This is a genomic window from Streptomyces ossamyceticus (genome assembly GCF_001418475.1).
Classification (GTDB): Bacteria; Actinomycetota; Actinomycetes; order Streptomycetales; family Streptomycetaceae; genus Streptomyces; species Streptomyces ossamyceticus.
Genome location: NZ_LIQX01000545.1, coordinates 1 through 11,425 on the forward strand (window position 1 = coordinate 1; position 11,425 = coordinate 11,425).

General features: G+C 72.2%; 7 protein-coding genes. All 7 read right to left on the bottom strand.

Annotated features, from left to right (window positions below):
- Positions 1-445: ABC transporter ATP-binding protein (locus AOK15_RS32665; RefSeq protein ID WP_157870437.1), on the bottom strand; the 445-nt coding region annotated here is incomplete at its 3' end.
- The gene (locus AOK15_RS32670; RefSeq protein WP_055521934.1) at positions 438-2,246 is read right to left on the bottom strand and encodes an ABC transporter permease; all 1,809 of its coding nucleotides are present in this window, start codon (positions 2,244-2,246) and stop codon (positions 438-440) included. The genes AOK15_RS32670 and AOK15_RS32665, both read right to left, overlap by 8 nt.
- Positions 2,247-2,278: 32 nt before the next feature.
- Complete coding sequence (locus AOK15_RS32675) at positions 2,279-3,487, bottom strand: ABC transporter substrate-binding protein (RefSeq protein WP_055521935.1); 1,209 nt, start codon at positions 3,485-3,487, stop codon at positions 2,279-2,281.
- A gap of 233 nt (positions 3,488-3,720) precedes the next feature.
- A complete protein-coding gene (locus tag AOK15_RS32680; RefSeq protein ID WP_055521936.1) occupies positions 3,721-4,179 on the bottom strand; it encodes a PPOX class F420-dependent oxidoreductase in 459 nt (152 codons plus the stop codon).
- A gap of 33 nt (positions 4,180-4,212) precedes the next feature.
- Positions 4,213-5,613 (bottom strand): DUF6177 family protein, encoded by a 1,401-nt coding sequence (locus tag AOK15_RS32685; RefSeq protein ID WP_055521937.1) that lies wholly within the window; start codon positions 5,611-5,613, stop codon positions 4,213-4,215.
- A 346-nt stretch (positions 5,614-5,959) separates the two neighbouring features.
- Entirely contained in the window at positions 5,960-9,952 is a 3,993-nt protein-coding gene (gene eccCa, locus AOK15_RS32690; RefSeq protein WP_055521938.1) for a type VII secretion protein EccCa, read from the bottom strand.
- 415 nt (positions 9,953-10,367) lie between these two features.
- Positions 10,368-11,273: a CpaE/TadZ family protein gene (locus AOK15_RS32695; RefSeq protein ID WP_240508705.1), complete on the bottom strand. Its 906-nt coding sequence runs from the start codon at positions 11,271-11,273 to the stop codon at positions 10,368-10,370.
- Positions 11,274-11,425: the final 152 nt, after the last annotated feature.

Sequence of the window (11,425 nt, forward strand, 5' to 3'; positions counted from 1 at the left end):
GGACAAGGTGGGGCTGGCCGCCCGACAGCTGGTGCGGGTAGCGGCCCGCCAGCGCGGCCAGCCCCACCTTGTCCAGCGCGTCGTGGATGAGGGTCTTCTGCCTGTCCTTGGGCACCTTCCGGATGTTCAGCGGCAGCGCCAGGTTCTTCGCGATGGTCATGTGCGGCCACAGGGCGTACGACTGGAAGACCATGCCGAGGTTGCGTTCCTCGGGCGGGAGGAAGACACCGGCCGACGCGTCCACGAAGGTCCTGCCGCCCACCGCGATCGAGCCCTCCGTGGGCTGCTCCAGGCCCGCGATGCAGTTCAGCGTCGTCGACTTGCCGCAGCCGCTCGCGCCGAGCAGAGTGAAGAACTCGCCGTCCTTGATGGTGAAGGTGACGTCACGCAGGACGGAGTTGTCGCCGAACGTCTTCGCCAGGTTCTTGACGGTCACCTCAGGCATGGTGCTTTCCCTTCATGAGCAGTCCCGCCAGGGCGACGAAGACAGCGGTGATGCCGATCTGGAGGGTGGCCAGCGCGGCCACGGACCCGGCCCTGCCCTGCGTCCACAGGCTGAGCATGGTGGTGCCGAGGATGTTGTTGTCGGCCGAGCTGAGGAAGACGGCCGGGGAGTACTCCTTGAGCATGATCACGAAGGTGAGGACGAGGGCTCCGGCGAACGCCGGGGTGACCAGGGCCCGCAGGACCCGGAAGAACGTCATCAGCCAGTCGGCGCCGGAGACACGGGCCGCGTTGTCCAGCTCCCCGCCGATCTGCATGATCGCGGGGGCGACCGACCCGAACGCGCTGGGCAGGGCCCGCATGCCGAAGGCGATGACGACGGCGTAGATCGTGCCCTGGAGGACGGACCCCATGCCGAACGGGGCGAGCGCGAACGCCCAGAAGAAGCCGATACCGATGATGATGCCGGGCAGCGACTGCGGGATGAGCGCCAGATACTCCACCGCGCGGCCGAAGCGGAACGTGGAGCGCCGGGCCACCATCACCGCGCACACGGCGAGCGCGGACACGACCACCGAGCCGACACCGGCCACGATCAGGCTGTTCCACAGCGACTGCACATAGTTGTCGGAGTCGAGGACCAGCTCGTAGTTCTTCGTCGTCACCGTCCGCAACGGCGACTGGAGCGGCGTGAAGACCAGTGTGAAGGACCGCATCACCAGGCCGGCGATCGGGATCAGGGCGCCGACGACGACGTACAGCCAGATGAACGCGATGCTCACCCACTTCAGCCAGCCCAGGTCCAGCTTGCGCGGGCGGGTGACCTTGCCGCGCACGGAGACGAACCGGGCCGCGTCCTTCAGCAGCTTCGCCTGCACGGCGACCAGGCTCAGGGTGACGACGAGGATGACCGTGGAGGCGGCGCCCAGCATCGTGTAGTCGGGGTCCACCGACTGAAGTCCGTTGTGGTACAGGAACGTCGAGAACACGTCGATGTCGACGGGCTGCCCGTACAGCAGCGGCACGCTCAGCGTCTCGATGGAGACGGAGAAGACGAGGATCGCGCTGTAGACGATCGGGGGCCGCAGCAGCGGCACGATCACCTGGGCGAGGATCCGGAAGGGGCCCGCCCCGCAGACCTGGGCCGCCGATTCGAGGGACGCGTCCGACTGGCGCAGCGCGTTGGCGCAGAAGACGTACGCGATCGGGGCGAGCGCCACGGCCTCGGTGAGCGCCATGCCGGGGATCGAGTACAGGTTCCACGGCACACCGCCGAGGAGTTGCTGGACCTTGACGCTGACGAACCCGGCGGGGCCGTACATGATGATCCAGCCGAAGCCCAGGATCAGCGACGAGATGAAGAACGGCCACTGCATGGCGAGGGCGACCAGCCGCCCGCCGGGCAGCTTGGTCCGCACGACCACGATCGCCATGGGGATGGCTATGGCGAGGCTCAAGGCCGTGGTCAGCGACGCGAACAGCAGGGTGTTCAGGGCGACTTCACCGAAGCCGGCCTTGGTGAACAGGTCGGTGTAGCCGCTGAGGGTGAAGGCGCCGCCCGCCTCGTAGAGCGGGCGGTTGCGGATGCTCTGGTAGAGGGTCGGGACGATCGGGGCCAGCACCAGGACGGCGAGGAACGCCAGGACCGCGTACTGGACCACCGTGTCCCGCCCGACGCCGAGCGGACGCCGGTAGCGTGGCGGCGCGAACGACTCCGCGGGTGACGCTCCGACCGGTGTCCCCGGTGTTCCCGGTGTGCGGGGCGGCTGGGGTGTCCCGGGCGGCTGGGTGAGGGTTGACATCTGCTCTGGCTCCGATCGTCCCTGACCCGCGCCTACTTGCGCAGTCCGTCGAAGCGCTCCAGCCAGGCAGCGGCGTCGTCCTTGGCGACCTGCTCGTACTTGACGTGGATGATGTTCTCCTCGCCGACCGCGTCCACGACCTCCTGGTACGTGTGCAGGCCCTCGCCCTTCACGCCCTCGCGGTACGAGGCGAGACCGCCCTCGGCGACCGCGCGCTGACCCTCGTCGGAGAGCGCGAAGTCCAGGAAGAGCTTCGAGGTCGCCGGGTGCGGGGCCTCGGCGGCGATGCCGATGCCGCGCGGCAGCACGACCGTGCCGTCCTTCGGGAAGACGATCTTCACCAGACCGGCGCTGTCCTCGACCACCGGGTACGCCGGGGAGGCGCTGATCAGGAAGCCGGCCGAGTACTCACCGGAGACGATCTTCTCCAGCTGCGTGCCGGAGGAGGTCTCCGGACGGGTCAGCGGAAGGATCCGCTTCAGGTCGTCCCACGCCTCCGGGTTGCCCTCGGTGAGCGCCCGCGTCACCGTGAAGCCGAACGAGCCCTCAGGGTCGCGGACCGTCACCTTGTTCTTGAACGTGTCCTCGTCGCCCGTGACGATGTCCGCGAAGTCCGTCAGCGTCGTCGGCGGCTTCTCCATCAGCGACGTGTTGTACGCGATGGTCATCGGGTCCTGCGACATCGAGTACACGCTCGGCAGCAGCTGCGCGCTGTCACCCAGCTCCTTCAGCTCCGGCGACTTGTACTCCAGCACCGTGTTCTTGCGGGCCGAGAAGTCCGCCCACGCGGTCGCCGCGCTGGAGATCAGCACGTCCGCCGGGGACGAGCCGGCCGCGTTCTCGGAGAGCGTCTTCTGGAACAGCTCGTCGCTGTCCAGCTCGTTGACGGAGACGGTCTTGATGAAGCCGTACTTCTTCTTGAAGTCCCGGACGATCGGCGCCATGTTCTCGTCGCCGAGGTTCGAGTAGACGGTGAGCTTGCCGCCCTCCTTCTCCGCCGCCGCGACCAGGTCGGCGTAGTCGGCCGGGTAGTAGTCCGGCACCTTGCCCGCGGAGATCTTGTTCACCGCGACCTTCGGCGCGTCGCTCTCCCCGCCGCCGCAGGCGCCCAGGGTGCCGAGCGCGAGGGTCGCCGCGACCGCGGCCGCCAAGGGGCGCCGGACGGGACGCCGATGCGTGACTGCCGTGCCGGTGACGGGTTCGGCGATGTGTCCGGTACCGAAGTGGCTGGATCTGGCCATGGTTCTCCTCCTGGCGCGTGCCTGCTGGCAGCTGTTGCCGGGAGGTTAGGGACCCAGGTCAGGCCGGTAAATCCTTCACCGGCCAGAGCTCGTACTGCTCGTATTGGTCGTTGTGTACGTGACGCGAGTCACCGCCGCTGAGCAGGCACGAATGGCTGAGAACAGCCACCTTCGGTGCGCGCTGCGCGCCGCCGCGAAAGGGCTCGCACCCGCTCAGCCGGACCCGACGCGTCCTAACCGTCGATGTCGAGCGCCGTGCCGTACAGGCGGTCCACCTTCAGCCGGATGACCACCCTGCGCTCGGCGACCAGCTGCCGCAGAAACGCACCCTCGTCCTCCGGCTTCGCCGTCGGCGGGATCATCCGGAGGAGTTCCCGCCCGACGGCGTCGCCGGGAACGGTCGTGCTCTCGGAGACCTCGGCCTCGCCCTCGGCGACGGCGAACGACCACACGTCGCCACCCTGCACATGCAGCGCCGCTCGCGGGTTGCGCCGCAGATGCCCGACCTTGACCCGGTCGGCCGTCGTCGAGAACCGCACGATGCGGGCCTCGGGGTCCCAGCTGTACAGCATGGTGGTCAGATGCGGGTGGCCGTCGCGCTTGACGGTGGCGAGCGTGCCGAACTGCTGCTTGCCCAGCAGACTGGAGAGGGCTTCGTCGGACAGTGGGCGCGGCGCTGGTCCTTGAGTCATGACGTGATCAACGCCTTTGGCGGCCCGGCCATTTCATCCCGACTCCGTCGGCGACCGGAGATGGGCCGTGAGCTGCTGTAGCCGCTCCCAGGCCGCCGGGTCCTCGCCGTCGCCGAGGGGGTAGTGCAGGGCCGGGCGGGTCGTCGGGCCGAGGGCTGTGGGCGGCTGGTCGAGCGGTGGCCGGCGGGCGTGGTCGCGGCCGATGGCGTGGACGTCGTCGGGGCCCAGGGTGAAGGCGGCCGGCAGCGGCGGGCCCTCCAGGCGCGGGGCCGTCGCGAGGTCGGCGGGGGCCGCCTGCACGGAGGTCAGCATGGTCCGCAGGGAGTGCTTCGTGACCAGCTCCTCCGCCAGGGCCCGTACGCGGTCCAGCGGCGGCTCCTCGTCCTGCCCGTACCCGACGGTCAGGACCATGTCCTCCTCCACGCCCTTCGTCGTCCGCGTCACCCGCAGCGTCGCCATGGCCGGCCGCTCGGGCCGCCCCACCACGACCAGCTGCGACGGCTCGGGCATCCGCTCCCGCGCCAGGTCCGTCAACTGCCTCGGCGACCAAGGGAGGTTGACGGGCTCCGCGGTGCCCCAGCCGACGGGCGACGAGCCGGTCAGGGTCTCCCAGGCCGTCTCCAGCGCACCGCCCAGCAGCAGCCGTTCGTCGGGCCGGTGCGCCGTACGCATCGCGACGATCAGCCGGCGGCCCGGCGCCTCCTCCGCGCGGCGCGTGAACGCGGCGGCCACCGTCGCCGTGCCGTCCTCGGACAGCGCGGGCGAGAACGCCCCGTCCTGCCAGCGCAGCACCGCCCCCGACAGCCCGTCGTAGTAGCCGCACTCCGGGTCCCGCACCACCCACCGGTTGGGCACCCGGGCGAGCGTCGTACGGGCCGGGGCGCTCAGGCGGACCTCGGGCGGCGTGACGATCTGCAGGGACCGCCGGGACGCCACGGCCGTCCGCATGATCTCGGCGAGCCAGCTGGTCAGCGCCACCACCGGGCGGTCGACGAGGACGACCGCCGCGTTCTCGGTGACGACGTCCACGGCGGGCTGCCCGGCCCCCGCCGACGGCACGGCCGACACATCGACGACCTCCGTGCTCGCGGCCCCGGCCGGCCAGGTGGTGCCGCCCAGCAGCGCGTTGAGCCGACCGCACACCACCCCGGCCAGCTTCTCCGCCTCCGGTACGGCCGTGGAGGCCCGCGCCTCCGTCCACCAGTAGGGGGCCTCGACGCTCTGCCCGAGCAGCCGCTCCGCCTCGCCCGGCACCCGCACCAGCAGCGGCGACTCCACGGACACCAGGGGGCGCCCGCCGGGGCCGTGCAACTGGACGACCGCGCCGTCGGCCGCCGCCGACAGGTCCAGGTCGGAGCCGCCCGCGTACAGACTCGCCATGAGCGCCCACACGTCGGGCATCGTCGGGGTGAGAGCGATGACGTCCTTGGTCACGTGCGGTCGTCCTTCTCGATGGTCGCGGCGGGCCGCCCCGAGGAGGCGGGCCTGGGTCGGCGTGCTCCCGTCGGGGCGGTCACGGATCGGCGTGGTCGGTGCGGTCGGTGTGGTCCTGATGGGGTGGGCACGGGGCAGTGCGCTCCGGTCGGGGCGGGCCCCGGCGGGCGTACTCCGGTCGGGGCTGCCCCCGGTGGGCGTACTTCCGTCGGGGCGGGTGCGGGTTGGCGTACTCCCGTCGGGGTGGGCGCGAGGCGGTGTGTTCCCCTCGCTCCCCTCGGGGCGGGCACGGGTTGGTGGGGTCGCAGCACGGCGGTCGTGGGCGGGCGTCGTCCCGGCTGAGCCGTCACCTGGGGGCGGCCTCCTCGCCGGACAGCGCGGTCTGGATCAGCTGGTGGGCGCGGCCCCGGCGCACCAGGGTGCCCCGGCCCGGCGGCTGCGCGGACGGGTACAGGCCGGGGAAGAGCTGGCCCTCGCTCCGCTCGCCGGTCATGAGCAGCGCGGCCGTGCCGGTCTCGCGGAGCGTCTGGAGCAGCGGCTCGTAGACGGCCCGCGAGGCACCCGCCGTCCGCCGCGCGATCACGAAGTGCAGGCCGATGTCCTGCGCCGACGACACATACGGCAGGAACGGCGCCAGCGGCTGCTGCCCGGCGGTGGTGAGGATGTCGTAGTCGTCGACGAGGATCACGATGCGCGGCCCCTCGAAGGCGGGCTCGTCGGTCACCGCGTCCGGGTCGGCGCTCTGAGGCATCCGCTTCTCCAGCTCGGTCGCGATACCGGACGCCAGCCCGGCGGCGAGCTTCGCGTTGTGCGCGTAACCGCCCCGGTACGGCTCCGGGACCACGCCCCGCAGGCCGCGCCGCGGGTCGAACACGCCGAAGACCAGCTCTTCCTCGGAGTACCGCTCCACCAGCCGGTCCACGATCAGCTTCAGCAGGTTCGTCTTGCCGCACTCGTTGTCGCCGAGGACCAGCAGATGCTGGTCGGAGCCGAACAGGTCGAGCAGCACGGGCGCGAGGGCGTCCTGGTCGACGCCGATCGGGACGCGGCCCGGCTCGGCGACCTGTGACGGCAGCCGGCCGGCGGACAGCCGGGTCGGCAACACCCGTACCGGCGGCGCCAGTTCGCCGTGCCAGGTGGAGCGGATCGTCCGGGCCGCGTCCTCCAGCGCCGGACCGAGGTCGCCCGTCGACGGCCGTCCGTCCAGGCGGGGCAGCGCGACCTGCGCGAACAGCTTGCCGTCGGTGAGGGCCCGCCCCGGCGTGTCGGGCGACAGAGTCTGGGAGAGCTTGCGGTCGACGCTGGAATCGCTCGGGTCGTTGAGCCGCAGCTCGATCCGGGTGCCGAACATCGACTGCGTCGCGATCCGTACGTCGTTCCAGCGGAGCATGCCGCCGACGACATGGATGCCGTAGCCGCCGCCCCGCTTCAGGAGGTCCACGACCGTGTCGTCCAGCTCGGCGAACTCGTCGCGCAGCGCCCCGAACCCGTCGATGAGCAGCACGATGTCGGTGGAGCCCAGCTCCCGCAGCTCGCCCCGGGCGCGGAGGCGGCGCAGCTGGTCGACGGAGTCGATGCCGTGCTCGCGGAACAGCTCCTCCCGCTCGATCAGCATCGTCCGCACCTCGGCGACCGTCCGCGCCGCCCGCTCCCGGTCGGCCCGCCCGGCGATCCCGCCGACGTGCGGCAACCCGGCCAGGGCGGACAGGCCGCCGCCGACCAGGTCGAGGCCGTAGACGGCGACCTCGGCGGGCGTGTGGGTCGCCGCCAGCGACAGCGCGAGGGTCCGCAACAGCGTCGTCTTGCCGGACTGCGGGCCACCGATCACCGCCGCGTGTCCGCCCGCGACCGTCAGATCGAGCACCCAGTGGCCCTGCCACTGCTTCGCCGGATCGTCCAGCACCCCGAGCGGCACCCGCAACGGTCCCTGCCGGGAAGCGAGTTGCAGCCCGCGCTCGTCCACGCCCACCGGCCCGGCCGCCGCGTCCAGCGCGATCGCGTCCGGCAGCGGCGGCAGCCAGATCCGCCGCACCGGCCGCGCGGCCCCGGCCAGCCGGTCGACCATCACCGACATCACCGTCGGCCCGGTCTCCCGCTTGGTCGCCTTGGGCTCCTCGGCCGCGCCGCCCCCCGCCTGCGTACCGCCGAGCGAGTTGTACGCCGGGTATGGCCACGCGAGCGGCGTGTCGTCGTCCTCCCGCGCGGCGAGCGCCGGGCCCCGGTAGGCGCCGGACACGTACCCCGCCTTGAACCGCTCGTACGTCGAGGTGTCCACCTTGAGGTAGCCGAAGCCCGGCAGCGGCGGCAGATGGAAGGCGTCGGTGGTGTCGAGGACGGTCCGCGACTCGTCGGCGGAGAAGGTCCTGAGGCCCAGCCGGTACGACAGATAGGTGTCCAGGCCCTTGAGCTTGCCGCCCTCGATGCGCTGGCTGGACAACAGCAGATGCACGCCGATGGAGCGTCCGATGCGGCCTATGGACAGGAACAGGTCGATGAAGTCCGGCTTGGCGGTGAGCAGTTCACCGAACTCGTCGATCACGACGAACAGGTGCGGCAGCGGTTCCAGGTCCGGGCGGCTGCTCGCCCGCAGGGCCGCGTAGTGCCCGATGTCGGCGACGTTCCCCGCGTCCTTCAGCACCTGCTGCCGCCGCTTGACCTCACCGGCGAGACTGGAGTGCACCCGTTCGACGAGCCCCGCCTGGTTCTCCAGGTTGGTGATCACCCCGGCCACGTGCGGCAGCCCGGTGAACGGGGCGAAGGTCGCACCGCCCTTGTAGTCGACCAGGACGAGCGCGAGGTCCTCGGGAGGGTGGGTGGCGGCGAGCGCCAGCACCAGGGTGCGCAGCAGCTCGCTCTTGCCGGACCCGGTCGCGCCCACGCACAGCCCGTGCGGGCCCATGCCCAGCTCGGAGGACTCCTTCAGGTCGAGCAGCACCGGCTCATGACGGTCGGTCAGGCCGATGGGCACGCGCAGGAACTCCCGCTCGCCGCGCGGCGCCCACAGCCGCTCCAGGTCCAGTGCGGCCGGGTCGTCGACGCCGAGCAGCACGGGGAAGTCGACGGGCCCGGTGACCGGGGTCCCCTCGGCCGCCGACTCGGCGGACAGCCTGAGCGGCGCCAGCAGCCGGGCGACCCCCTCGGCCCCGGCGGCGGTCACGTCGTCGCAGGACCCCTGCGCGACCGCGTGCCCCTCCCGGAGGTCCTCGACCACGATCTGGTCGCCCCGCACGGTGATCCGCACCGACACCTGGTCCGGCTCGTGCACCTGCCGCTCCATCAGATGCAGCACCGTGACACCCATGTCGCCGAGCCCCACCGCCGTGTCCGGCAGCGGCAGTTCGGCGGCCGTCTCCCCGTACTCGTCGCTCACCACCAGCATGCGGGACGCCAGCCGCAGGGCGCCCCGGTCGGCCAGCCCCCGCCGCACCTCCGCCGCGTACGAGGCGCGCCGCCCCAGCTCATGGCGGAAGTGCCGGGCCAGCTGCGCCAGGCTCGGCGCGATCCGCCGGGCGGCCACCGGCCCGTCGTGCTCCTGCCCGTCCAGCACATGCGGCAGCCACTTCGCCCACTCCCAGTCCGCCAGCCGCTCCCCGGGCACCCCGAGCGCCACGGCCACGTCGTCCGGCGCGTGCGTCACGGCCACCTGGACGAGGAGCGCCCGCGCCACCCGCAGCACACCCTCCCGGTCGCCGACGACACTGACGTTGCCCGCGCGGTCCAGGGGCACGGTGATAGGGCAGTCGTCGGCCACCGCGTAACGGGCCAGCAGGGCACGCGCCTCGTTCAGCATGAACGGGTCCGGCGGCGTCATCACACCGCCCTGGTTCTGCCCGATGGCCAGCTCCGCCACCGGCACGTCACCGGTGCCGACCCGCACCCGAAGGAAGTCCGGGTCCCGCCGCCGGCGCTCCCACAGCCGCGCCGGGTCCCGCGCGAGGTCGTACAGGGCCTCCGGAGGCGGATCGAGCACCCGGGCCAGGGTCCGCCGCTCGCGCTCCTGCGCCCCCAACTCCTCGCGCAGCTCCTCCAGATACTCCAGGTATCGCTCCCGCTGCGCCCGGCGGGTGCGCTGCGCCTTGCCGCGCTGCGACAGGAACAGGGCGACCGCGCCGAGCAGCGCGAAGACCAGCACGACCGCTCCGAGCGCCGCGAACTGGCTGCTGCGGATCACGGTCATCATCACGACGGAGCCCATGACCCCCGCCATCGGCAGCAGCGCCGTCGCCGCCGAACCCGCCTTGCCCTCCGGGAGGTTGGGCGGAGGTTCGATCGTGCGGGGTTCGGCCGCCCCGAGCGGGCGGGTGCTGCGCGCGGGCCGATGGACCAACTGCTGGGTCACGGACGGACCTTTCCTGTGGACTGAGCATGAGTGAGCCCGCTCAGCCGCACGCCCCGAACGGTCTTGGGCGCGCTGGTCCCCGGCGTTCTCGACCCCGGGGCGGCGACACGCATCCTGTGCGTGCTCCGGGCCCGGGAGGCCGGCTCCCTGCGCGACCCGGCCATACGGATACGGCCAGAGGCGACGGGGAGGCCCTGAACCATCCTCTGGTGGAGCAGGGGCCCCGCACACTGACGCCGTACCCGGTGTCCCAGGTCGCACGACCATGCTAGCCCGATCAGCCCAGGACGCTGCAAGCTCACAAGCGGACGATCACACGATCGAGCTAAATCGGCCTCGTGCGCACGCTGCGGCAAGCAGCTGTCACCCCCTTCTTCCCATGGGTGGTCGTACATCGCGGACCTCCGGTGGACGCTCAACGCGTCCTCACCGCCCGGCTCATCGCCTCCGCCGCCAGTGTGACCGCCGCGTCACGGGTGGCCTCTCCCAGCAGGGCGGTGCGGATCGGGCCGCCCTGGGCGAGGTGCCGGTCGTAGGGGACGGTGACGACGTGAACGCCGGACTCCTTCAGGTGCGCGACCGCGGTCTTCCGGTCCAGGGTGACGTCGGGCGAGTTCGCGGTGAGCGCCACGACCGTCGAGGCCAGCGCGGAGTGCGGCAACTGGCCCAGCCAGTCCAGGACCTGCCGGGTGCCGTTGACGCCCTCGGCGGTCATCGGGGCGACGACCACGCGCGCGTGCGCCGTGTCCATCGCCGTACGGGCCACCTCGCCCGGCAGCGTCTCGCAGTCCACCACGGTCACCGCGAAGTAGCGTCGCAGCGCGAGGGTCACCGTGCGGTACGTCCGGATGTCCAGCGGGGCTCCCACACGGCCCTGGCTGGCGGGCAGCAGCCAGCCGCCGTCCGACACGGGCACCAGGTAGCCGGTGACGTCGGTGAGCTGCATCGCCGGGTTGAGGATCCGCGCGAGGTCGGCCGCCGCCCAGCGCACCGAGTCGGCGCCCATCCGCACCGGCAGCGTGCCGAGCGCGGCGTCCGCCTCCAGGGTGAGCACCGGGTCGTGCCGGTAGTGGTTGAACGTCCGCCCCAGCAGCGCGGCCACTGTCGACTTGCCGACGCCGCCCCGGATCGACGTCACGGCGATCACCCGCCCCGTCGTCACCGGCTGCTGCAACTCCCGCGCGATCCGCGTCTCCTCCGCCACGTCCTGCGCGGCGGACGCGGTCAGCTTCTTGATCGAACGCCCCGTACGCCGGGCCACGGAGTCCCCGTGCTGCGGCCGCCCCAGCGCGTGCGCCAGCCGAGGATCGATCGTCGGCACCGACTCCGGAGTGTGCGCCGGCGACTGAGGCACCCGCGAACCACGCGGCGCGGGGGCGGCCGGGGGAGCGGAACGGGGCGTGGAACGACCATCGCCACGCCGGCCGGGCGCGCCCGACCGGCGACTGCGCGGACACCTGCGGGAGACCGAGG